Source organism: Planctomycetota bacterium, assembly GCA_039182125.1.
In the GTDB taxonomy this organism is placed as follows: Bacteria; Planctomycetota; Phycisphaerae; order Tepidisphaerales; family Tepidisphaeraceae; genus JBCDCH01.
The window spans coordinates 1-25,841 of record JBCDCH010000046.1; the positions used below are offsets into that span (position 1 = coordinate 1).

The 25,841-nt window shown below is 61.7% G+C and carries 12 protein-coding genes; 6 read left to right on the plus strand and 6 right to left on the minus strand.

Features of this window, described 5'->3' with window-relative positions:
- Window positions 1–662 precede the first annotated feature (662 nt).
- A complete protein-coding gene (locus AAGD32_12375) occupies window positions 663–1,337 on the minus strand; it encodes a magnesium chelatase domain-containing protein (GenBank protein ID MEM8875038.1) in 675 nt (224 codons plus the stop codon).
- A gap of 456 nt (window positions 1,338–1,793) precedes the next feature.
- Here AAGD32_12375 and AAGD32_12380 point away from each other — a divergent pair, with 456 nt between their 5' ends.
- Window positions 1,794–11,732: a PKD domain-containing protein gene (locus tag AAGD32_12380; protein ID MEM8875039.1), complete on the plus strand. Its 9,939-nt coding sequence runs from the start codon at window positions 1,794–1,796 to the stop codon at window positions 11,730–11,732.
- A gap of 586 nt (window positions 11,733–12,318) precedes the next feature.
- On the opposite strand, the gene AAGD32_12385 is transcribed toward AAGD32_12380, so the two are convergent.
- Both AAGD32_12385 and AAGD32_12390 read right to left on the minus strand, forming a co-directional pair.
- Window positions 12,319–13,131, minus strand: a complete 813-nt coding sequence (locus AAGD32_12385) for a metallophosphoesterase (protein ID MEM8875040.1) — start codon at window positions 13,129–13,131, stop codon at window positions 12,319–12,321.
- On the minus strand, window positions 13,128–14,672 hold the full coding sequence (locus AAGD32_12390) for a CoA-acylating methylmalonate-semialdehyde dehydrogenase (GenBank protein ID MEM8875041.1): 1,545 nt from the start codon (window positions 14,670–14,672) through the stop codon (window positions 13,128–13,130). Before AAGD32_12390 ends, AAGD32_12385 begins: the two co-directional genes overlap by 4 nt.
- A 161-nt stretch (window positions 14,673–14,833) precedes the next feature.
- Between AAGD32_12390 and AAGD32_12395 the strand changes: the two genes are divergently transcribed.
- From AAGD32_12395 to hydA, 5 genes are read left to right on the plus strand one after another with little or no spacing between them, the layout of a single operon-like run.
- Window positions 14,834–15,706 (plus strand): nitrilase-related carbon-nitrogen hydrolase, encoded by an 873-nt coding sequence (locus AAGD32_12395; GenBank protein ID MEM8875042.1) that lies wholly within the window; start codon window positions 14,834–14,836, stop codon window positions 15,704–15,706.
- Window positions 15,703–17,196, plus strand: a complete 1,494-nt coding sequence (locus tag AAGD32_12400; GenBank protein MEM8875043.1) for a solute carrier family 23 protein — start codon at window positions 15,703–15,705, stop codon at window positions 17,194–17,196. The genes AAGD32_12395 and AAGD32_12400 overlap by 4 nt, the downstream gene beginning before the upstream one ends.
- Window positions 17,193–18,572 (plus strand): aspartate aminotransferase family protein, encoded by a 1,380-nt coding sequence (locus AAGD32_12405; protein ID MEM8875044.1) that lies wholly within the window; start codon window positions 17,193–17,195, stop codon window positions 18,570–18,572. The genes AAGD32_12400 and AAGD32_12405 overlap by 4 nt, the downstream gene beginning before the upstream one ends.
- Window positions 18,573–18,584: 12 nt before the next feature.
- Complete coding sequence (gene preA, locus AAGD32_12410; GenBank protein MEM8875045.1) at window positions 18,585–19,742, plus strand: NAD-dependent dihydropyrimidine dehydrogenase subunit PreA; 1,158 nt, start codon at window positions 18,585–18,587, stop codon at window positions 19,740–19,742.
- Window positions 19,743–19,774: 32 nt separating this feature from the next.
- Window positions 19,775–21,157: a dihydropyrimidinase gene (gene hydA, locus AAGD32_12415; protein ID MEM8875046.1), complete on the plus strand. Its 1,383-nt coding sequence runs from the start codon at window positions 19,775–19,777 to the stop codon at window positions 21,155–21,157.
- Between the two features lie 458 nt (window positions 21,158–21,615).
- Here hydA and AAGD32_12420 read toward each other — a convergent pair whose 3' ends face one another.
- The 3 genes from AAGD32_12420 to AAGD32_12430 all read right to left on the minus strand — a co-directional run bounded on the left by AAGD32_12420 (window position 21,616) and on the right by AAGD32_12430 (window position 25,791).
- Window positions 21,616–23,574, minus strand: coding sequence for a carbohydrate-binding protein (locus AAGD32_12420; GenBank protein ID MEM8875047.1), 1,959 nt, complete (start codon window positions 23,572–23,574; stop codon window positions 21,616–21,618).
- 126 nt (window positions 23,575–23,700) lie between these two features.
- Window positions 23,701–24,546 (minus strand): DUF1559 domain-containing protein, encoded by an 846-nt coding sequence (locus AAGD32_12425; GenBank protein MEM8875048.1) that lies wholly within the window; start codon window positions 24,544–24,546, stop codon window positions 23,701–23,703.
- A gap of 96 nt (window positions 24,547–24,642) precedes the next feature.
- A complete protein-coding gene (locus AAGD32_12430; GenBank protein MEM8875049.1) occupies window positions 24,643–25,791 on the minus strand; it encodes a PEP-CTERM sorting domain-containing protein in 1,149 nt (382 codons plus the stop codon).
- Window positions 25,792–25,841 lie beyond the last annotated feature (50 nt).

A 25,841-nucleotide genomic window follows, 5' to 3' on the forward strand; every position in this document is an offset into this window, starting at 1 on the left:
AGTCATCGGTCGATTTCCCTAGTTGTTTATTTTAAATTTTACAAAGGGGACCGTTTGGAGAGCCGCAAGAGTCTCATTTGATTCACAGCGCATTACAATAGATAAGCTACTGGAGCTCCTTGAATCAAAAAAATAAAAATCTAGTCGAATTGACGCGTCGTTTTATCATGGCGAGGCATATGTGGATCGAAATAATATTTACCGATGTTGGTGCGGATATCATAAAAAGATCGACAGGTCGATATAATTGGCCTCAGGCTTATAATCATCGATATCAATGTGCCGAGCGGACTTCAAGCCGCTGAAAGGAATTCATGATCGAGAAAAAGTGCAGGCTATCTGAAATCTCGGGATCATCACGTCGCTATTCATATAAAATGGTATCGATACTCTGCTTTCCCTAACTAATCTGTTACGCGAACATAGCGCGGCATTCACACTCAAAGCGGATGGCGAGACCCTTCCTTATCGCCTGCTATTTGCCGTGGCGCCTTGCCTCATGGCAAACACATCTATGTCGAAAACGCGATTTTTGACAAGGCCGTTGTTCGCGCGATTTTGGCTTGCCTTAATACTCGGCAGGGGAGCGACCTGTGTGATGTCTTCCAATTGGTCTACACTAGATTTGGGGTGAAAGATCGTGAAGATGGCTTGTTTATAGATCACATCATGAGGGCGTTGTGCGCGCCCGCGGCGGCGATGGTCAGCGCCCGCTTAGCGCCCTCCTGTCCGCGGATGTCCGCGAAGTCCGGCAGCGTCTCATCCGGCGCCACCGCCGACGGGTCGAACGTCGCCGGCGGCACCGGCTCGATCGGGTGGTCGCCGCTGAGGTGGCCCACCACCGCCGCCAGCGAGTCCACCGGGAACACGTCGATCCCCGGCACCGCCGAGGCCTCCGCGGCGTTCGGGATCGGCACCACCACGCCCGTCGAGCCTTCCCGCTGGGCCAGCAGCGCGAGGTTGATCACCCCCGACACCGGACGCACCCGGCCGTCCAACGCCAGCTCGCCCGCGAAACGAAGCGTGCGGTGCGTGTCGGTCTGGATCGTACGTTGGGCCAGCAGCAGCGCTACGGCGATGGGCAGGTCGTAACGCGGGCCCGACTTGGGCTGGTCCGCCGGGGCCAGGTTGATGGTGATCCGACCCGCGGGCATCGTGAACCCCGAGTTCACGACCGCCGACTGCACGCGTTCGATGGATTCCTTGACCGCGGCGTCGGGCAAACCGACAACGACCGGCCTGGACGGGAACTCGCCCGCGTCGGCGAGGTCCAACTCGACCTCGCAGTCCCCGGGCTCGATGCCGTGCAACACGAAGCTGTGCACCTGGGCGAGCATCAGCCGACTCTAACCGGTCGGACGGCGACGGTCGCGAGCCGGAGCAAGGCGCTGATCGAAACGGCGCTCATCAGCGGAGCGCGGCTCGAGACAAGCCGGGACGGTTTGGTTGAGCTTGATCAGAAGCCGAACGCTCCGCGCGCGGTTCAAAAAGTACGAATCTTCCACGAGAAGTCGCCGATCCGCTTGTGCCATTTGCGGGCCGCAGTAGACTCAACACGGCTGTGTCTTCTGAACATTGATTTCGTTCGGGTTCATATTAATTCCTCCGCACGGGGAACCGCAATGCCTCAGTGGTGTATTTGGCTTTGTCGTTGGGCGTCGTTGCACGCGCGTAAAGAAGCGATTCGTGATCATCGGCGGTACGCCTACCCCGGCTTGGCGGTTTCGCGGCGACAGGCTTCGGTCGAGCCGCTCGAGCCCAGGCACCTGCTTAGTGCCAGCCCCCACCATTCCTTGAAAGGCCTCGACGATCGACGTTCATCGGACGACCTGCTCGCGCTCGAAGCCTCGGCGGCGCCGGATACGGAGGCCGTCGGCTTGGACGACGCCTACGCCGCGCAGCCCCGATTCGAGGTTTCGCCCCCGCCGGCGCCTCTCGCCAATACGGCCGAAGATCGAACCCTCTCCGTTTCCGAGATCAGCGTCCTGCGCAACGGCTTGGGACAACTGACCGATGCGATCGCAACCAGCGTGAGTCAACTTCAAGACTTAGATCAAGTGGTCGAGTTCTTGGAGAGCCAAGGCGTCGATGATTCAGAGATCAGCCCGGCTACGGTCAGCGGCTTCTTAGGCGAACTACACGATCAGATCGATACGCAACTCATCACGCCGTTGCAGCAGTACCTCGACGCGAACGCCGGGTCGGGCACGCTGACGGTTCAGGGCGTGGTCAACTATCTCAACGCCACGATCGCGGCCTGGGTCGAGGGCGAGATCGAGCAACTCAACGCCGAACTCGAAGAAACGGGCGTCCGGCTGCGAGCTCCGGCGGACGCGTTTATCACGGACGGTCGGATCGAGTTTGGTCTGGATTTCCAGTTCCAACGCGCGTCCCGTTGGGATATTCAAAGCGATTTGCTCGCCGACAACCTCGAAAACGTCGGCTTGGACCTCGACCTAAACGCGACCGTGGACGCCTTCGCCGCCGTCGACTTCAAGCTCAGCTTTGGGGTGGAAACAGACCCAACTTTCGGCTTCCCCAGATTCTTTGGACAGATCGATGAGCCCATCGACTTGGCAATCGGCGCCGGGATCAACGATGGGGATTTTGTCGCGCGGGTCGGGATTTTTGACGTCGGCCTCAGCGACGCTTCGGCCGACTTCGCGCTGCGGGCGCAGATCATCCCGGACAGCGACTCGGCGGACAGCGTCGTCGATGCTTCGCTCGAGATCCTCGAAGAACGGCTCGCCTTCCGCCTCCCGCTATTCCTCCAGATCGGCACCTGGACCCTGCCCGATCCGCCGGCGCTGACCCTGACGGTCGAGAACCTGCTGACTAATCCGCAGCCGTCCATCGAATACGAAGGGAATCTGGAAGGCCTGCAGCAGTTCAGGACCGTGTCGGCCGACGGAGTGATCGATCTGTTCCAGAGCGTCGGCTCGTGGCTGGTGCGTTCGGCGGGCGAGTCGTTGGGGGTTGACTTGGCGATCGCCGACGTGAACCTCAGCGATTACGCCGTGGTCGGCGCGATCATCAATCACGTGATCCTGCCCAACCTGCGGGACGACGCGGGCAACCCCCGGTTTGAAACCGTTGACGACCTGCTGAACCTCATCGACGACTTCGACGCGTCTAGCGATTTCTTGGGTTCGGTCACGCTTGATCTGGAGTACGACGAAGCGGAAAACCAGATCAACCTCGCATTTACCGCCGGCGACGCCCAATCTGACACGACCCCGCTTCGTGCGGACCTGGACCTGGGCGAGTTGCTCCTGCTCGAAGTCGGCACCGATCTGGAGACCAGCGCGGCCTACGACGTGGCGTTCGATCTGTCGATCGACCTGCGCGGCGGTGAATCCAGCATTGTCGCCAACGGCGGCCAGCTGCCCGGCGACGCCATCGACATCTTGCCGACCGATGGCCGCCTGTCCGCCGACGCGGTGTTCCGCATCGGGGTCGCCGGTCTGACCACCGAGGAACATCAATTCTTCGATATCACGGTTTCTCCGGATGCATCGAATACCTCGGCGGACCATTTGATTGCAGACATCAACGCGGCGATCGCCAGCGCCGGGGCCGACGCGTACGTCCGCGCGGAACTCACCGACGACGGCCAGCTCCGGCTGGCCGATACCACCGGACGTTGGGCCGCCGGGCTGTTGGTGCTGGTGCCGGAGATCGGCCGGACGCTCGTGGGCGGCTCGGCGTTGCCCGCGGATGGTGTAACCACCGAAGAAGCGTCGTTCCTGCTGAGCACGGACGGTCAGATTTATCGAGAAATCATCGTGCCTCCGGCGGCGGATAGCCCGGCCCCGATCACGAGTCGCGCAGATTTGGTCGCCTCGATCCAGAGCGCGATTGACGCCGCCGGATTCGTCGGCCAGGTGTTCGCTTCGGTGAACCACGAGGGCCGGCTGGTCCTGTCGTCGGCAGCCGATCAGCCGTTCGTCGTTCTCAGCGCCGGCACCGAGCCCGCAACGTACAACGACACCGGCCAGCAGATCGGTGGCATCGAAGGGATCAACCCGGCCCCGATCGGCCTGGTCGGGCACCAAGAGATCGCCGGGACCACGCCCAACGCCGCGCGGACCGAGCTGCGGTTGGCCGCGGTCAACACGCCGCGGCAGAGCTTCACCGACCGCGTCACGGTCAACGACCTTTCGGCCAGCGGCTCGGTTGTTTTATCTGCCGATCCGATCACCGCGGACGCACGTTTGGGCTTTACCGACCTCACGGTGGTGGATGGGCTGGCCAACGCCCATGCCAGCTTCACCTTCAACCACCTCAACCCCGCCACCGGGGAACAGGAAGCCGTGCGGCTCAGCGAGCTGCTCGATGCGGTGGGCTCCGAGGGCACCGCCGCGTTCGATCTCACGTTCGATTCCGGGGCCGTGCTCGACCTGTCCAACATCCAGTTCGCCAACTCGGAACTCGACCAGGTTCCGGGCATCCCGGGCTACCGAGTCGAGTGGGCCGATCTGACCGATCTCTCAACCCTGGTCATCACTCAGACGCAAGATTTCGACGCTTTGCGAGCCTTCGCGGGGATCACGCTCAACGAATTCATCCTGGTCCTCGACGGGGCGATCGAGTGGTTCCAGGAGCTCGAAAAAACCGAACTCCTCTCCGACGAACTGCCGGTCATCAACAAGAGCGTCAACGACCACATCAAGCTGTCCGAAGAGCTCTCGGAGCTCCGCGCCCACCTGATCGCGGACCCGCCCGAATCGTTCGAGAGCCTCGTCGACGAGGTCACGCGGTACGTGAAGGATCGACTGGGGATCGACGCCGAGGTCGAAATCAAGGTGTCCACGGACGAATCGACGGGCGATCCCGCGGATCCCGACGAACCAAAGAAACACGAGTTCCGCCTGGATTGGGACGACACGTTCGAGGAGGAAGGCGAACTCGGCATCTTCCTGGATGCGGCTGTCGCCGACGGCTTGGGCCTGACCCGAGACAGCGCGATCACCGCCGAATCCGACGCCGAGCGCATCCAGATCAAGGCCACCGCCGACGTGGACGCGACCTTTGGGGTGATCCTCCCCGAAGGCGGTCTGCCCGAGTTTTACGTCAAGGACGACGCAACCTTCAACGCTTCGGTCCTGGTCGACGCCGAGGGGCTGGACCTGGGCTTGGACTTGGGCTCTCTCCCGACGCTGTATACCAAGGACGCGATCGTCCGCATCAACGATGGTGTCGTCGAGGATGATTCGGAAGAGGGAGGCGCAGAGAACGAAAGCACGGAAGACCAAGAGGTTGAATACAAACCCCTCACGTTCAACGTCACGCTCAAGCCCGACGACGACACCACCGATGGCGGCAACGACGACGGCCGGTACGGCCTGTTCGAAGCCCTCGGACAACTCAACTTAGCGGCGAGCGGCAACGTGTACGCCGAGTTGCCGCTGTTCTTCCCGACCCCCAACGCCTCGTTGGGCGACCCGTTGGTGTTGGCCATCGACGACATCAGCAACCCCCTCGAAACCACGACGATCACCGGGCCCAACCTCGAAGGCCTGATCGCGGCGCTCAACCTCGAAGAGGACCTCACCGAGCTCCCCGAGAGCTGGGACGAGCTGGCCCGCTACGTCGAGAATATCCTGGACGGCGAGGTCTTCGGGATCGACCTGCCGTTCATCGGCGACGACCTGCGTGAAGCCGCCAACTTCATGACCAACCTGCGCATCCTGACCAGCGCCGCGTTCCTGGGCGCCGACCTTTACGACGGCCAACTGCACGACGACGCGAACCTGCGCGACGAGGTCCACGACGCGCTGTGGGACGCCCTGGGCCACGACGAGGGCGGCGCGGGCCTGATCCTCGCGCCCTTCGACACCGACGATCCGAACCCGGTGCAGCGCGAGGCCGGGACCAAGGACGACATCCTGGTCGAGCTCAGCGAAGACGAGTTGATGATCACCACGCGGATCGGGCAGACCGCCGACCTGCTGGACCTGGACGTCGATCTGGACCTCGGGCTGCCCGGCCTGGGCCTGGACATCAACGGCGACGTCAAGGTCGAATACGGCTGGGACTTTGACCTTCAGTTCGGCGTCATCCCCGGCCTGGGCGTCTTCCTGGTCACCGACGAAAGCGACAGCGAGCTGTCGGCCGACATCCGCGCGTACCTCCCCGGCGGCAGCGGGGACGACCCGTTCGAGGCCACCGCGACCATGGGCTTCCTCCGGGCCAAAGCGATGGACGACCCCGACGACCCGTCGGAGTTCACCGCGGCGATCGACATAGACCTCCACGACCTGGACGGCGACGGCAGGCTCACGCTCGCCGAGGCCACCTACACCGGGTCGCGGGCCCCCAACCGGATCGTCGACTTCACGATCAACGCCGAGTTGGACGCCAACCTCAAGATCGTCGCCGACACCACCGTGGCCGGCCTGCCCGCGATCGAGTTCGACGTCCTCGTCGATTGGGTGTTCGCGCCCGACGCCGACGCCAGTGAGGCGGAACGCGAAGCGGCCAGCCGCATCGGCAACGTCCCCGAGGTGCGGCTCGAGAACATCGTGATCGACCTGAGCGCGACCCTCGGCACCTACGTCGGCCCGATCCTCGCAAAAATCGACCGCGTCATCGACCCGGTCCGGCCCGCGCTCGACGCGCTCCAGGACCCGATCCCCGTCCTCTCCGACCTGCTCGACCGGGATATCAACTTCATCGACCTGGCCCGCATCTTCGGCTACGAGGAGACCGCCGACTTCATCGACGTCGCTTCCCAGATCGCGAGCCTCGTCAGCGACGCCGCCTTGGTCTCCAACGGCGGGCACGAGTTCAAGGTTCCGATCGGCACCTTCAGCACGCTGTTCGGCGGCGGCATCAACCTCGACCTGCGCAGCCCCGAGAACGACCTCTCCGATCTGAGCCCCGAAGACATCCTCCAGTTCTTCGTGCCCAGCGGAGAACCCGTCTCCTTCGACGACCCGTCCCCGGTCAGCGCCTACTTCAACCGTATCGACAACGTCGGGCTCGCGCTGCCGCTGATCGACAACCCCGCCCTGGCCTTCAACCTCCTGCTCGGCCAGGACATCCCCCTGCTGACTTGGGACTGGCCCGCGTTCGAGCTCCGCTACGACCTCGACCCGTATCCCGTCTACCCGATCATCCCGCCGTTCCTCTTCGGCGGCCTCCAGAGCGGCATCGCCGCCGGCATCGACCTGGGCTTCGGCTACGACACCCGCGGCTACCGGCAGTTCCAGGAGACCGGCCGCGAAGACCAACTGCTCAACGGCTTCTACATCTCCGACACCGCCAACGCCGATGGCACCGGGCCCGACGTCAGCGAGGCCTACCTCTCCGCCTACGTGGCCGCCGTCGCCGAGTTCAACCTCTTCTCCGTCTTCCGCGCCGGCATCCGCGGCGGCTTGTTCGCCAACTTCGGCCTGAACCTCAACGACACCGACAACAACGGCGTCGTCTACATCGACGAATTCATCGACCTGATCGACAATGGCGGCCTCTTCCACACCTTCGGCTACGAGGGCGAGCTCGGCGGCTTCGTCGACGCTTACGTCACCATCGACCTGGGCATCTTCAAGAAGACCTGGCGCTTCGACATCGCCGAGGTCGTGTTCCTGGAGTTCGAAGAGGTCGCCGGCGTCGACGACCGCCCGACGATTACCGACCGCTTCACCGGCAACGGCACCCGCGAAACCGCCGAAAACCTCGGCCTCGCCCCGGGCCTGCACCTCACCGGCACCGCCATCCGCAGCGCCGCCGAGCAGGACTGGTACCGCTTCGAACTCGCCGACGCCGAGCACCTCAGCGTCTTCGTCACCGCCCGCGGGGGCCCCGCCCCCGACCTGTCGCTCTACGACGCCAACGGCGACCTGATCTCGCGTCAGCCCGGCGAATTCGCCGACGGCTTCCTCGAGGCCACCCTCCCCGCCGGCGAATACTTCCTCCACCTCGCGTCCCACGGCCCGGTGGCCTACGACCTCGAGATCGTCCCCCACCACCGCAGCGAAACCAACGTCTATTACGTCGCCGCCCCCGACGACAACGACCTCACCGACAACCTCCGCACCACCGCCGCGGGCCGCCTCGACCACGACGGCCGCACCGCCGATACGCCCCTGCCTTCCATCCAGGCCGTCCTCGATCGGTACAACCTCAACGACGACGACATGATCGTCGTTGAAGTCGGCGAATACTTTGGTGGCACCACGATTGGGTCCGACGACAGCGGCGTCACGATCGCAGGATCGCGGCAAGAAACCGTGGTAGGAGGGCGAGCCACGCCAGTTAACAGCAGCCAATGGCTAATTGAGGGCGTGCCGCACGCATTTATCGTTGACGATGCGGCCGATGTGACTCTCACGGATTTTAATATTGTTTATGCTTCTGTTGGCGTTGACGCAGAATCTGAGTCTCGCGGCTTGACGGTCAGTAACATTGTGTTTGGATCGCCAGATAGGGTCGGCAATGGATACGACAGTAGTGTTCCGCATATCAGCATCAAAACGTCGGCTGAAGATGGCAGGTTCACGGGTAATGTGAAAATTGATGGTGGATTCCATCCGGCCTTTATTACCGGCTTCGGGATTCACGGGTCGGTTATCGACAATAATCAGATTTATGGCGCCTGGGCTCACGCCGTTCAGATTCCGAATTCGCACAATGTGTCGATTGTGAACAACCATATAGAAAATGCCGGCGGGAGCGGCAACGGCGTAATCAACACAGGCTTCTTGGGCGGCGGTTTGACCACGTCTAAAAATACGGTCATCGCGAACAACTACTTTAAATATGCCTATGTTCCAATCTCAGGGACTCATAAAAACGTCCATATATACGGAAACGTTTTTGAAAGCTATAGCGTTAGTTTAAGTAGTGATTCTTCTGGTTGGGTCGGTGTCCGTGACGCAGCGTCTGGCGAGACACCCAATGTCTTTATGGATTCCATATCTTCTTCTACGCGATTGAGTGTTGTCGGGGATATTGTTGTAGCGGGCAATCTCTTCCCGGCTTCTGATTCTTCAAGTATTGATGTGCCCCTGATCAGTCTTTCCGATGGTGCGACACTACGCGATACGCAGATCATCGGCGCGGGCTTTGCGGTCGAAGCGCAGGATGCCCATCTGGAAAACAACTACATCCGGGGTACCGGCGTTGGTACCGGTGTCTCCGTGTCTGGTGATTCGTCAGTGGTTGGCAACCGCATCGAGCAACTCGACGTAGGCATCCACGCTACGGGCGGGACCATCGTGTCGAACAACATTGTGTTTGGCAACCAGACGGGCCTAGACCTTGTTGCTTACAGCAATTCTGGTTCGGATGAGCTGATCGCATCGAACAATATTGTTTACGGAAACTCGACCGTTGGCATTCAACTCTATGCCGACAATCGACGCACCCCGGAGAGGAAAGCGGTCGTTGCCCACAACACGGTTTCCGGCTCGGACGCCCCGGCCATCCGCATCGAGAGCGACGATGTCGGCGACCTCGTCAACATCGAAGTCCTGAACAACATTTTTGTGTCTCAAAATTCGGAGGCATTGATTCTGGCCGACACGATCCCACTGCCGACCGGCAATGCAGAGCCTTTTGTCAGTGACCGCAACGTTTTCTATGTCGACGGCGCCGCGGGCGTGATCCGATATCAAGATCAATCGGGCATGTCTCTTGCGGACTGGCATACGGCTACCGGACTCGATGGCGGCAGTGTCACGGGTGATCCGCAGTTCGTGGATGTGCTTGGCCCGGACGGCGTGCCCGGATTTAATTTAGACGGTGAATCCGACGACGACTTCCGGCTCCTGCCCGGTTCGCCGGCGATCAACATCGGCGGCGGCTCATCGGCGGTGCCGACGGACATCGACGGCAAACCGCGCGACGCGACGCCGGACGCGGGGGCTTACGAGGGCGACGATACGCCCGCGGCGGTGGCCACGGCGACCGGGCCGGAGGTCACGTCTGAACAGCGGTATTACGGCTTCTACTACCTGACGCTGACGCTGGAGAACGGAGATCTCGAGAAATGGGAGATCGACTGGGGCGACGGCACGGGCTTGCAGGAGTTCGTCACGGCGAATCCCAATGCGTTCGTCGGCCACCAATACACGGACGGCGACGGAAGCGCGGTCACCATCCAAGCCACCGCGGTGCTGACCAACGGACTGCGAGTAGAGGCTGACCCGCACGTCCTGACCGTGAACAATATCGCGCCGTATCTGCACATCAGTCTTTCTGGCGTCGAAACCAGCGGCGGCATCTCGACGGCCACGACCGCGGACGAGGTCGGGTTCCGGGGTACGGTGGGCTTCGACCCGGGCGAGGACACCGTGACCAATTGGACGGTGAACTGGGGCGACGGCGAACAAACGAGCGTCGACGGCGCTTCGGCCAATCTGTCTCACACGTACAGCGCCCCGGGCACCTACACGATCAGTGGTACGGCCACGGACGAAGACGGCACGTACGCGTTTTCTTCCCAGACGGTCGTGATCGAGCAAGCCATTATTGCCACGGCCACCGGGCCCGCCACGCACAACGAGAACCGCTACGGCTTTGCCCCGTACCGTTTGAACCTGTCGCTCGAACACGCCGAACTCGCCGGTTGGCGGATCGACTGGGGTGACGGCACGATCGACGAGGTAGGCGCGGTGACGCAAGCGTCACATAACTACGTCGACGGCGACGCCGCCTTCGATATCGTTGCCACCGCGCTCATCGCCGGCGGCGAAGAGGTGCAGGCCGACCCGTGGACGGTGCAGGTCCAGAACGTAGCCCCGACGATCGTGATCTTCTTTGGAGGGGGGCCGGGCGGCAATCATTCCGCCGTCGCGGGAGAAGCCGTTTCCTACTCGACCCTGATTGCGTTTGAACCTGGTTTGGACACCATCACGCAGTGGACCATCGACTGGGGCGACGGGCAAAGCCAAGTGATCAACGGCGGTTCGGTCAACGTCACGCATGTATACGACACGCCGGGCACCTACACGGCCACGGGCACCGTGACCGACGAAGACGGCACGTACGACCTGGCGGCCGTGCCAATCACGATCACGGCGCCGCCTCCGGTTGCCTTGGCGACCGGCCCTGAAACTCATCTCGAGTCAACCAATCCTTACGTTGACCTGTATCAGCTCGAACTTAGCGTTGCCAACGGTGAAGCAGAGAGTTGGGTGATCGATTGGGGCGATGGGTCCGCACCTCAGGCCTTTGGTGCCGTGCCTAATGCCCAACACGTTTATGCCGATGGCGATCAACTGGTGACTATCCAGGCGACGGCGACCCTGACGACTGGGGAGCAGATCGACGCGGCGCCGTTCGACGTGATGATTCAAAACGTGCCCCCGCTAATCGGTGCGGAGGTCCTGCACGAGACCGGATACTTCACGATCGATTCTGCGGAAGTGGGGCAGACCGTACTTTTCCAAGGATTCGTTAATTTCGATCCCGGTATCGATCGCGTGTCGGAATGGTTGATCGACTGGGGCGATGGTAATTCAGAGGTCGTTGCCGGCGAAAATCTGTATTGGATCAACACCCCGCATATTTACACCATGCCCGGCACCTACACGATCACTGGCACGGCGACCGATGAAGACGGGACCTATGACTTTCCGCCCGTCACCCTCAACGTGAACCCAGCGGCACCGGCCTTGTTGACGAGCGGTGGCTCGGGTGTCGCGGAAGACTCGTTCGAGAGTATCCGTGAACCCGTGGGTGTTGATGAGTTCTTTGATGATGTTGAGGTGCTAATGAGTTTGTGACGAAACGTATCCACGTGCCCCCTTCAAATAGATCCGCCTAATCCCAACGGCGCTCCCATTTGGGAACTCGTGCAGGTGCGGGCATGTAGCCGTTCCCTGCCGGTCATCTGTGGTCGAGCTGGTTTCCAGCTGGCAATGTCTCAAGCCAAATCGCGTTTTAGTTGGAAAGCCTCTCGAGGTCCGACGTCCGGCCAAACGTGGCCTCGTAAGCCACTGGAAGAAAAGGCTTGCGGTAAAACGCGGGCGTACCTCGATTGGTAGGGCGTCAGCCTTCCAGCGAGGTTTCGGATTTTCAGCAAACACGGTTGGGCGCAGGGATTTTGGACGCATGCCCAAGCCTGCCAAGTGCTTGTGACTCCTTGTGTGGTCACTCAGAGGTTAACTATAGTTCGGGCTTCGGGTACTTGTAGGAGTCCGTTTGGTTGCAACCCGCGTTGGAGTTCTCGCATGCCGCTAAGACTTGGCCGGTACCTGCGGTACTTACGCTCAAAGAAACCAACGGCGTTGCAACCCCTGGCATCCCAAACGTGAACACCAGTAAAATTTGGATGTACCAATGAGATAAATCCGCATCGGAAGCAACGCTTTAGAGCGTCATTGTTGGCGATACGGGCAGTTGTACGGAGATCAATACGGACCCGACGTCATTGGGCTGGAGGGTGTGGTGGAGGCATCCGATGACGTCACCGTGCGCGATGGTGCCGGTGACACCAGGTATGTTGACGCCGAAGCTAAGCGATGGGCACCAGCGTCGTGGGGGTGTCGCGCTGGGTAGGGCTGCGTCGTTGTGGAGGTGCCCTGTACAAAGCAGTTGAACTTTTTTTGAAGCCAAGCGTTCGGTCAGGGCCGCGCGGGGTTGTGGGTCGACGGGCCAATACGCGAGCGCGTCGCGACGCTCGTTCGCGGCGTCCACGCAAGCGGGAACGTCCAGCGGCATGTGCATAAAAACGATGGCCCGTTCGCAGTCGGCGAGTTGATCGTCCAGCCAACGCAACTGGGCTTCTTCTTCTTCCCACCCGCTGCCGGCGATTTGGCTATTCAACCCGAGCACCGCGTAGGTGTCCAGGTCTTCCCGGAACCACCCATCTCCGAAGGCCTGACGCCACGCATCGAAGCGCTTTCGGGTGAGCGCGTCGTGCTCGATACCGGGCTTATTACCCACGTCGTGGTTTCCGGGAACAACGCGGGTGGGCGCGACGGCTTCGAGTGTTTCGACGAAAGCCTGGCCGATGGCGATCTGTTCCGGTTGGCACGGGGCGTCGTCGCAAAGGTCTCCGGAGACCACGATCAGGTCGGGCGCGTAGCTAACAGCCGTCTTCACAACGATCGCGCAGCGTTCCGCGTCGTGTTCGGGCATCCGCCCCAAGTGCAGGTCCGAGAGTTGGAGGACGCCGCTCATGAGTTGTCCCCACTCTTCCAGACCGGGTCGTGATGGGCTTCACGGGCCGAGGCGAACCAGCGGGTCAGCGTCATCTTCTGCTTGGTATAGAAGTGGACGCCTTCGGTGCCCTGGATGTGGAGGTCGCCGAAGAACGATTGGTTCCAGCCGGTGAACGGCAGCCAGGCCATGGGCGCGGGTACGCCGACGTTGACGCCGATCATGCCGGCGTTGAAGCGGCGCTTGAACTCCCGTGCCGCGTATCCGTTATTGGTAAAGATCGAAGCGCCGTTGCCGTAGGGGCAGCCATCGCCTACGGCGATGGCGTCGTCGAGGGTGGCGACACGGACGACCGAGAGCAGCGGTCCGAAGATTTCGTCGGTCCAGAGTTTCATGTCGGTCGTGACATGGTCGACAACGGACGGCCCGAGCAGGAAGCCGTCGGCGTCGTTTGCGGTGGGTAAGGATCGGCCGTCCAGCGCGACGGCGGCGCCTTCCGTTTTGGCGATATCGAGGTATGCGGCCACCCGATTTCGGTGGTCGGCGTGGATCACCGGGCCCATTTCGGCGGCGTCGTTGCCGTCGGTAGGGCCGGCGTCGATCTGGCGACCGTGCGCCACGAGCCGCTCGACCAACGCGTCGCCGATATCTCCGACGGCCAACGCGACGCTGCCCGCCATGCAACGCTGCCCGGCGCAACCGAACGCGGACGCGGCGAGTGCCTTGACGGCTTGATCCAGATCGGCGTCGGGCATGATGACCAGATGGTTCTTCGCGCCGCCGGCGGCCTGGACGCGCTTGCCGTGGGCCGTGCCGGTGGCGTAGACGTACTTCGCGATCGCCGTGGAACCGACGAAAGAGACGGCGTCCACGTCGTCGTGCGTGAGCAGCGCGTCGACCATGGGCTTACCGCCGTGTACCAGGTTGAAAACGCCATCGGGCAGACCCGACTCGATCAACAACTCCGTCAGACGCACCGCCGAGAGCGGCACCTTCTCGCTGGGCTTGAGCACGAACGTGTTCCCGCAGGCCAAAGCGATCGGGAACATCCAGAGCGGCACCATGTGCGGGAAGTTGTACGGCGTGATGCCGACGCACACGCCAACAGGGTGGCGGTTGGTCTCGCCGTCTACGCCCTTGGCCAACTGCGGGAAGGTGTCCCCGGCAAGAAGCGCCGGCACGGACGCCGCGTACTCGACCATTTCCAGGCCGCGTTGCACCTCGGCGCGGGCTTCGGCGTGCGTCTTGCCGTGCTCCCGGGTGATCAGCCGAGCCAGTTCGTCGAATCGGCTGGCAATCTTTTCGCGGAAGGTGAACATGACCCGAGCGCGTTCGACGGCCGGCGTTTCCGCCCAGGCCGGAAGCGCCCGCTTAGCGGCTTGTACGGCTGCGTCCGCGGCGTCGGCTTCTTCCAGCGGAACCCGCGCGATCCGCCGCCCGTTCGATGGGTTGAACACGTCGCCGTGTTGTTCGGCGTTGCCCGCTGACCAGCCCCCACCGATGAAGCGGGGCACGGGCGTGGGGTCGGCGATATCGGCGGCGGACGGTTTGGCGACAGTCATGGCGGGTTTCCTGAAATACGCGCGGCTCGCCGCACAAAAGCTGGCGTCGCCGCTTTGTTTACGCTACGTTAAGGGATTGTGCCTGCCGCCATTCGCGCTCGTCTGCGTTTTCCCCGTTCATTTTCCGTTTTTGACTAACGCCCAGCAGGGAGTCTGTACCTATGGCCCGAATCGTCCGCGGCGCGCTGATCCAGGCGACGCTTTGTGAACCCGTGACTTCCGGCGTCCAAAAGGTCAAGCAGGCGATGATCGACAAGCACGTCGAGTTGATCGCCCAAGCGGCGAGCCAGGGGGCGCAGGTCTGCTGTCTGCAAGAGTTGTTTTACGGCCCGTACTTCTGTGCCGAACAGGACGCCAAGTGGTACGAACTCACCGAGCCCGTGCCGGATGGGCCGACCACCAAGCTCATGATGGAGCTGGCGAAGAAACACCGGATGGTCATGGTCGTCCCGATGTACGAGGAGGACATGACCGGCGTGTACTACAACACCGCGTCGGTGATCGACGCCGACGGCACGTACCTCGGCAAGTTCCGCAAGATCCACATCCCGCACTGCGATCCCGGCTTCTGGGAGAAGTACTACTTTCGCCCGGGCAATCTCGGATACCCCGTCTTCGAGACGAAGGTCGGCAAGGTCGGCGTGTACATCTGCTATGACCGCCACTTCCCCGACGGCGCACGCTGCCTCGGGCTCAATGGCGCCGAGATTGTGTTCAACCCCAGTGCGACCGTGGCGGGGTTGAGCGAATACCTCTGGAAGCTCGAGCAGCCCGCTCACGCCGTAGCCAATCAGTACTTCGTCGGCGCGATCAACCGCCCGGGCTGGGAAGAGCCTTGGAAGACCGGCGAGTTCTACGGCCAGTCGTACTTCTGCGACCCGCGCGGCCAGATGGTTGCCCAGAGCGATAAGCGAACCGACGATGACATCGTGATCGCCGACATGGACCTCGACCTGATCCGTGAGGTGCGAAACACATGGCAGTTTTTCCGTGACCGTCGACCGGAAACGTACGGAGCAATTACGGCGCTGTGAGTTCTTCCGCGAGTAACCCGACTTCGGGGCTGCTCTACGGCCTCGACGACAAGCCGCCGCCCGGCAAGGCCGCGGTACTCGGCTTACAACACGTGTTGACGATGTTCGGCTCGACCGTGGCGGTGCCGCTGCTGCTCGGGCCGCCGATGGGGCTGGACACCGCGGGCACGGCGCTGCTGATTTCGTCGGTGATGCTGTGCTCGGGCGTGGCGACGCTGCTGCAGTCCACGTTCGGTTCGCGGCTGCCGATCATCCAGGGCGTGAGCTTTTCGTTTCTTGCGGCGTTCTTCGCGATCATCGCGGCGGTGCATCCCGAGGGCGAGCCGGTCACGCCCGGGGCGGCGATGCCGTATATCGCGGGAGCCGTAATCGTGGGCGCGGCGTTCGAGATCGTGATCGGCTTTACGGGGCTGATGGGTCTGGTACGGAAGGTGCTGTCGCCGGTGGTGGTCGGGCCGGTGATCATGCTGATCGGCCTGGCGCTCTACCAGGCGGGGGCGCCGGTAGCGGCGTCGCACTGGCCGATCGCGATCCTGACGCTGGTGCTCATCGTCGTTTTCTCGTTCATGCTCGCCCGCAAGGCCCTGGTGTTCCGCATGTTCCCGATGCTTTTGGCCATCCTGGGCAGCGTCGGGGTCTGTGGGTTGATGTCGATCATCGGCGTGTTCGGCGACGGCCACCCGGCCCGCCCGGACCTGTCGGCGTTCGGCGAGGCCGACTGGGTCCGCGTCGACACGCTGGTGTTCCCTTGGGGCCTGCCGAGGTTCGAGTTGGCCTTCGTCGTGGCGGTGCTTGCGGGTTTTCTCGCGTCGATGATCGAGAGCTTCGGCGATTACCACGCGTGCAAGCAAATGGCCACGGGCGACGGCGCGGACGGCAACGACCCCAACCCCACGCCGGCCGAGATCTCCCGCGGCATCGGATTCGAGGGCGTCGGTTGTGCGCTCACGGGCGCGTTCGGCGGGTTCAGTTCGACGTCGTACTCGGAAAACGTCGGACTGATCGGCCTGACCCGCGTCGGCTCGCGTTATGTCGTGCAGATCGCCGCGGTCTTCCTGATTCTGCTGGGCGTGTTCGGCAAATTCGGCGCCTTGGCGGCGGCGATCCCGACGCCGGTGGTCGGCGGGCTCTATTGCGCGATGTTCGGGCTGATCGCGGCGGTCGGCGTCCGGCAGTTTGCGCGGGCCGACCTGACCAGCGACCGCAACCTGTTCATCGGCGGCTTTGCGCTGTTTATGGGCATCAGCGTTCCGTACTACTTCGCCAACGGCGGAGCCGACGCGGTCAGCGCGACGCTCCCCGCCTGGGCGGCCGACCTGACCAACGCGTTGGGCAACACCGGGATGGCCGTCGCCGCGATCCTGGGGATCACGCTGGACAACGTCGTGCCGGGCACCAAACAAGAACGCGGTCTGTTGCACACGCCAAGCGTCCTGATACCCGAGGCCGACGACGTGGACGCCGTCCCCGCGATCGGAGAGAACCGATGACTGCTTCCCGACGAACCATTTCGCTTCCCCAAAGCCATCACCGGCCCGCCCCCTACGACGGGCCGCCGCGCGACGAGGTGCTCGCGCTACGGCAACAGTACGTCAACCCCGGCGTGCTCAACTATTACCGCGATCCGCTGATGATCGTCGAGGGGCACATGCAGTACCTCTTCGACGAGACGGGGCGTAGGTATCTCGACGCTTTCGCCGGCATCGTGACCGTCAGCGTGGGGCACTGCCACCCGCACGTCGCCGAAGCGGTCAAGCAACAAGCCGGCACGCTCCAGCACGCGACGACGATCTACCTCCACCCCACGCTGCCAAAGTTCGCCGAAAAGCTCGCGAGCAAGATGCCGACCAACGCCGACGGCGTCCCGCTGGACAAGACCTACTTCACCAACTCCGGCAGCGAAGCCAACGAACTCGCGATGCTCATGTCGCGCGAGTTCACCGGCCACGCCGACGTGATCGGCCTACGCAACGGCTACCACGGGGGCACGCCGAACACCATGGGGCTCACCGCCCACGGCACCTGGAAGTTCCCCAGCAACACGCCCGGCGGCATCCATCACACGCATGCCGGATATTGCTATCGCTGCCCGTTCAATTTGCGTTACCCCTCCTGTGGCGTCAAGTGCGCGCAAGACCTTGAGAACGTCATCGCTTACCAGACGCCCGGGCAGGTCGCCTGTTTCATCGGCGAGCCGATCCAGGGCGTTGGCGGCGCGGTTACACCGCCCAAGGAATTCTTCCAGATCGTCTACGACACCGTTCGCAAGCACGGTGGCCTCTGCGTCGCCGACGAAGTTCAGGGCGGCTTCGGTCGAACCGGCGAGCATTACTGGGCGCACCAGAATTGGGACGTGAAGCCCGACATGATCGTGATGGCGAAAGGCATCGGCAACGGCGCCCCGCTCGCGGCCGTCACGACCACCGCCGACGTCGCGCAGACCATGACGAAACGCGTCCACTTCAATACCTACGGCGGTAATCCGGTTTCCATGGCATCCGGTCTGGCAACCATGGAGGTCATCGACGCCGAAGGCATCCAGGCGAACGCCAAGCACGTCGGCGGGCTTCTCAAAGACGGGTTGCTTGCGCTGCAAGACAAGCACGAAATCATCGGCGACGTCCGCGGCATCGGCCTGATGCTGGGTATGGAACTGGTGCGCGACCGCCGGACCAAGGAGCCGGCCGGCACCGAGGCCGCCGATCTCATGGAAATGACCAAAGCCCGTGGCTTGATCCTCGGCAAGGGGGGGCTCTACGGCAACACGATGCGCATCAAGCCGCCGATGTGCATCACGCCCGACGACGCGGAGTTCCTGATCGCCACGGTGGACGCCTGCCTGACCGATATCGAAGCCAAACGCTAAACGAGAACCGCTATGCCTACCCTCGAAACCACCGTCGACGGGATCCATTTCCCAAACCCCTACGTTATCGGTTCCGGCCCGCCGGGAACCAACCAGAAAGTCATCAACAAAGCCTTCAGCGAAGGTTGGGGAGGCGTCATCGCCAAGACCGTGTCGCTCGACGCGTCGAAGGTGATCAACGTCGCGCCGCGCTACGGGAAGCTCACCGGCGTGAACAAAAAGGAGGTCTTCGGCTGGGAAAACATCGAGCTGATCGCCACGACGTCTTTCGAGGATTGGCTCGACGACTTCAAGGCGGTCAAAGACGCGTATCCCGATCGCCCGCTCATCGCTTCGATCATGGAGGAGTTTGACCGCGACGCGTGGATTGAGATCGTCGAGCGTTGCGAGGCGGTGGGGGTCGATGCCTTCGAGTTGAATTTCTCCTGCCCGCACGGCCTACCCGAACGCAAGATGGGTGCCGCGATGGGTCAGGATCCCGATGTGCTCGAAGAGGTGACCGGTTGGGTCATGGCCGCCGCGACGATCCCGGTCTGGGCCAAGATGACTCCCAACGTCACGCACATCGAAGACCCGACCCGTGCGGCGTTGCGGGCCGGTGCCCACGGGGTGAGCGCGATCAACACGATCCGCAGTGTCATCGGGGTCGACCTCGAAACCCTCCGGCCGATGCCGACCGTCGAAGGCTACACCACGCCCGGCGGGTACTCCTCCGTGGCGGTCCGTCCGATCGCTTTGAGGATGGTGATGGAGATCGCCACGCTGATCCGGGAAGAATTTGACGGCCAGCGCTCGATTTCCGGCATCGGCGGCGTCGAGACCGGCGGCGACGCAGCCCAGTTCATCCTGCTCGGGGCCGACACCGTGCAGGTGTGCACCGGGGTGATGAAGATGGGATACAAGATGGTTAAGCCAATGATCGATGAACTTCTGGAGTTTATGGACAAGCACGGCTTCGAGACGCTCGACGATTTCAAAGGTCACGCCTTGCCCTACTTCACGACGCACGCCGAGTTGGTTCGTATGCAGGCCGAATCCCAGGAGAAAAAGCGTGCGGCCGTGGCCGCCAAGGCCGCGGCGAAGGAAGCCGCCGCCGCGGGGATCACGAAAGACGACAAGTGGGACGGCGACGATTTCGTCAAGCAGTCCGACGAACTGGCCGGGGATTGATCCGCTTCTGTTCACCGCATCGCGAGCAAGCCATGTCTCTCCTCATTCACGGTGGCACCGTCGTCAACGCCGACAGCACGTTCCGGGCCGATATCTACTGCGAGGGCGAAACGATCACGCGGATCGCGACTCGTATCGATCCCGCCGAGGTTCAGGCCGACCGCGTGGTGGACGCGACGGGCAAGATGGTCTTCCCGGGCTTCATCGACCCCCACGTGCACATCTATTTGCCGTTCATGGGGACCTACGCCAAAGACACCTACGCGACGGCGTCTAAGGCCGCGGTCGTCGGCGGCACCACCATGATGATCGAGATGTGCTGCCCGGCTCGCGCCGACGAGCCGGCCGAGGCGCTGGACCTTTGGGCGGGTAAGGCCGAGGGGCAGTCGGCGTGTGACTACAGCTTCCACATGGGCGTGACGCGTTTCGACGACTCGGCCGAAGCCCAGCTCCGCAAGATCGTTGAGCTGGGCACGCGCTCGTTCAAGGTGTTCTTGGCCTACAAGGGCGCGTTCGGCGTCACCGACGACGAGTTGTACGGTGTGCTGCGCCTGGCCCGTGAGTTGGGCGTTGTGGTCACCGCGCATTGTGAGAACGCCGATTTGGTTGCCGCGCTCCAAGCCAAGCTGCTGGCCGAAGGCAAGACGGGCCCGCAGTGGCATGAGCCGTCACGTCCGCCACGGGTCGAGGCCGAGGGCGTGCACCACTTCTGTACGTTCCTGGAACTCACCGGCGCGTCAGGCTACATCGTGCATACCTCGTGTCGGGACGCGGTCGAGGCCGCGTTACCGTTCCGGGCACGGGGGGTCGACGTTGATCTCGAAACCGTTATCCCCTACCTCACGCTCGACGACACTTACGCACAACGCGAGGACTTCGAAGGCGCAAAATACGTCATGAGTCCCCCGATTCGTTCAGCCGAGCATCAGGCGTACTTGTGGGATGCGCTCCGGGCCGGCCACATCGCAACGGTGGCGACGGATCACGCGCCGTTTGATTTCGTAGGGCAGAAGGAGATGGGCCGGCCGCCCAACGGCGACTTCACGACGATCCCCAACGGCATCCCGTCGGTTGAGCACCGCGTCACGCTGTTGTGGACAAGGGGCGTTGCGGCCGGCCGGCTCGACGTGCACCGGTTCGTTGACGCCGCCAGCGCTTACGCCGCCAGGCGTTTCGGCCTCTTCCCGCGCAAGGGTGTGGTCCAACTCGGGGCGGACGCGGACCTGGTCGTTTGGGACGACGCGTATCGGGGGAAGATCTCTGTCGACACGCACCACATGGCTACCGACTACAGCGGCTTCGAAGGCGTTGAGATCACCGGCCGTCCTTCGCTCGTTACCGTCCGCGGGACTGTCGTTGCGGAGCACGGTCGATTCATCGGTCAACTCGGCCACGGTCGACGCCTCGACCGGTGAGGCCGCCGCCATCGACACGCAAGCGACTCTCCAATAGCTGCGACCGCCTGATAAGACCTGTTGGCGTCTCGCCCAGGGAGAATTCATCTGCTTGCGGACTCACATACGACTTGGCTTGTCTGTCATAGCGGTGACATGCTCAAATCGCCCGCTTGCAATGGATTGCGGAGGCGAACCCTCGGATGGACCTGAATCCTCGGGGTTTGCGATTGATTTGCATTCGAGCGACGGCAGTATTTCCTTCCTTTACCCCAGACTCTCTCACGACAACTGGACCAATGAAGGGTCATGCTTGGTTGGAAACCGTGTTGGGCGTTAAAGGTCTGTATAGCGCAGGACTGATGCCGTAACCGAAACCTCATGTCACGCTCGAAAACTCACGGTTCCGTCATTGTCACGATCGATGAGTGAATCGATGCGCTGTTTTGCGCCGGAACCCTGGAGCAAGTATCAACTGACTATTCAAGGATTGGCTCAAAAGAAAATCTCATCAGGTTGTACCCACTTCCGCATAGAACCCTCATCTTTTGAACACCCGCTTCCAAGGTGACTTCGGTCGTCAGGTCGGTCCAATCCTGCCAGTTAGCGGTTGCGGTTGTATTCAGCGGGCCCGTTAGGTCTTCTCCATCGAAAGCGATCCGGAGTTCACCGGGTCCGCCCGCGTGGCGGATCCTGAGGCGGTAACTGCCTGGCTTTTGGACTTCCACTGTGTATTCGAGCCATTCGCCTTCATTGATCCAAGCGACGGCGCAGCCGCCTTCGGAACTTGCCTGAATATCGACTCCTTCGCGGGGGCGATAGAACCCGTCGATATTGTCTGGTTGACTGTCGTGGTACGCGACGCCTTCGCCACCGTGGTCGAAATCAACCGCGTCGATGATGCCGGGGATCGCCAGCGGCTTGCCGTAGAACGGGCCGGCCGCAGGTAAAGGTTCGACGATGGCGGCGGGGGATTCGGGTGCCGCTTGAGGCATCGAGCCATTTAGGATCACGTAGTTTGTTTCGATGCTGCTCGCGTCGTCCGCATTCGCGACCAACCTGTGTTGTTCTAAATCTGCAACCTCACGAAAGATGCTTCGGACCAAGTGGCCGCCACCCCCGACCGACCGGAGCACCACGTCGCCGTTCGTACGTTCGATCCAGTGAAAAGTCTCATCCAGCCCGATCGTCGGACTGACTGGAGTGAGTGCGTCCGTATTGCACGCGGCGGAGACGTAGAAGCCGTTGCTTGCCTTGAAGGCGACTAGATCGATGCCACCTTCGACACGCTCCAGGATGAATCGATCGTCTTGATCCCCTGTATATGCGTCGAGATTCGCGATCAGATCGCCGCCCCCCGGTGACGACACAAACTTCTCGCGGCCGCGATCGAAGATCGCGACCGAAGACCCATGCTCCGGGATGTTCGGCGTGCCCTTGGCGGGCCAATCACATGTCGGTTCGTCGGGTGTCCACACGACCCCAGCTTTGTCCAAACGGTACGCGAGCCCGGGCAGTTCGGCGTCGTTAGCGGCTAGCCACTGGAACTGGAGCCAACCCGTGTGGAACGATTCGAACATCGCGTTGTACGACTCGTCACCGTTGATGGAAGGGTCCGGTACGGTGTCGCCCGGCCAGAATTCGGTGCATAGAGTTGCCGGATATCGGAGGCTTGACTGGAACAATCGCAGGCAAGCCTCGATCCCTTCGCGTGTTTCGTAACCGTGCCAAGCGATGGCGGCGTTCTTCCAATCAACGCCTTTCGCGGTCATCATTTTGACGGCATCGGCGGCGGCCCCTTCGTAACGGAATCCCATATATGAGCAGAGCAGGATCATCGTGTCCGGTGCAGCAGCACGGATCGTGTTGTACATGAGGACCTGATTGTCCCAGTCTTCGGGGAGCCAGTGGGCGGCCGTATGCGGCACCGGTTCGTTTTTGGCCTCATAGAAAACGTGGGTTTCGTCTTTGTACCTCGGCCCGTAGAACTTCCAGAAATCCAATATGAAGTCCATCGAGTGGATGCTTCCGTTCTCTCCATTACAGCCGATCGTGATGATCAGGTAGAGGTTCGCCTTCGCGCAACGCTCCACCAGAGTGTCGCACCACTCGACGTTGTATCCGACCGGATCGGTGTTGCCCGAAGAGTCGCCTTCTAAGTAAATATGCAGCGCGTTGTAGCCATAGTCTTGCGCGAGCGCGTTGAGCGATTCCTGCGAAGGCATGAACCTATCCTGACTGCCATAAGGGTCGCCGCCGTCCCAAGAGATGCTCACGCCACGCATGAGTGTTCCCTTATCGGTTAACAAACGATTGAAACCGAGGCTGCTGTCGATGACGGGGCGGTCGCGTTTGGCTTGGGCTTGGTTTGTGAACCCAAACGCCAAGGCGAATGCGACCAGCAGACTCAACGAAACCGTCCTAAAGATTTGTTTCAAGGTTCAGGCCCTCGAGCGAGTCAATGACAACTTGCTACGACAGTGCTCGAACGTGGAGGCGCACGGAAAGCAAGCGTCCACGTCGATGGTTACGAGAAAACACAATGCATGCGCGCCGCAGGCCATTTAAGGCGCTGCAGGGTAGATGTTCCGTTTAAGAATGGTGCCGATCGCTTGACTAGTGCCGTGCCCATCCGCCCAGACGAAGTTCGCGTTCTGCTCATTGGCGTGTCGCCAGCGAACGGTCTGAGTGCCGACGATGTTCTTGAAGTCCTGGTTGAAACGGACCGTGATGGCTTCGTTGGGATCAACGCCTGAAACATTGATGTAGTCGGCCGCGGTCTTGGGTTGTGGAGCACCGCTGGCGGGGGGATCGATCCGATTAAGGCCGGCGAAGGTATGGCCCTGAGGGATACGCCCAGTGAAAACGCCCGGATTGGCGTATTGCGTTGAGTCGGCCAGCATGACCATCTCGGAGTTACTTTTTAGCGTTTCGGTGGTCATCCATGCCAGGTTGCTTTGAGGCACGCCGTTAACAACATGTGGCAAAACCATCACATTGGCACCGTACGTGGCGTCGTGCTCGTCGGTATCGACGTCTGCTTCGGGGCAGCGTAGTGCGTCGGAAAACACGACGTCTTCGTTCCCGACGGAGTCAGGCTCGCCGAAGAACGTCTGCAGTTTTTCGTTCTCAATAATCGAACTGACAAGCCGGAACCAGTCGTAGCCGACACTGTCGAAATTGTCGTGCGGTGGATAATACTGGTTGTAGTCATTGTTGTAGACGCCTACCGCCAGTCCCATCTGTCGGATGTTCGATAAGCAGGCCATACTCCGTGCTGCCGAGCGGGCGCTTCCCAGGGCAGGTAGGAGCAGGCCGATGAGCAGCGCGATGATGGAGATCACCACGAGTAGCTCAATGAGCGTGAAGGCTCGACGGGACCGACGGCGGAACGTTCGCGTGTGTTTCATGGGTTGATGATCCAAAGCCAAGGGTTGTTCGTGGTGATGCACGGGCGCGAGCGAAAAAGCCACCGCCTGCCAACGCGGCGAACGGTGCCTGGATGGTCAGTGAGTGCGGCGGCGCAGGCCGGCGACGGCAAAGCCACCCAGTAACGCAAGCGACGCGGGTTCCGGAATGGCGGAGCCTTCAAAGCTCGGTGCGCTCGAGCTGCCCCAGTTGTTGAGCACAGCGTTGAGCTCTTCCTGGTCAACAAGCAGGGAACCGAACACGGTGCCGGCGGGGTCGTCGAAGGTGCGGACTGTTCCCCAGTTGTTCAGCACCAAGTTGAGGTCGCCCTGCTCAACCGATCCGGATTCGTTGAAGTCGCCGAGGACGCCAGGATTGTTGATTTCGGCGATCGTGACATCGAAAAACGTTGCGCCTAAGCGAATTTCATCGACTTCGAACACGCCGTTCTGGCTGCCCAAACGCAGCTCATCGATCTGCCGGATGCGGTTGCCATCACCGTTGAGTGCTGCGGGGTCTTCGTTGAACTGATACCCAGCGATGTCAGGGGTGGTTGGCAAGGTGCCGAGGGTCGGATTGATGAACAGGTCGACAAAGTCGTCGTTGCCGCTGGCGCCGATAGTGATCTTGGCAACAAGCAGGGTGTCGGTGGTCGAATCGCTGCCGGCTACTCCGACTGGTCCTTGCACGCCCTGATCGAGGCCCCATTCCGAGCCGCCTTCGCCACCAACTTTGCCGATGTAGAGCACTTCGTCACCGAAGAACTTGACCAGCGAAACGCCCCCAAAGAAGGCATTCGCTTCAGACTTCGCCAGAAAGCTGAGCCAGTACTCACCAGGCCCAAGCGCGTCTTCGGGTTCACCCTTGGCGGTGACATCGCCTCCAAGTTCGAAGCTGTAAAACGAAAGGTTGAACGGATTGGCGTTCATCTCATCGTCTTCAGCCGAACTGACGCGGCGGTTCCCCGACGTCGGCAGTAGGCCCTGGGGGTCGACCAAGCTGCCTTCGACGATTGTCGAGCCCGTGCCGAAGGGCGGCGGAAACGTGAAGTTGACCGAATCGGACCACAGGTTGACCCCAAAACCGAGGTCCGAACCGCCAAGAGCTTCCAGCTCAAAGCCCGCGGGATAGCTCAGGTCGCCAAAGCTAATCTCGTGAGTAAGTTGCGCCTGCGTTGATGTACCCAGTGCCAAGAAACTCGCCGCCAAAGCAAGCGAGCGTGTGAAAAATACTTGTTTGGACGGCATGCGAGTCTCCGGGTTAAAGCGGGCCGGTTGGCCTGCATTTGAAATGCGTG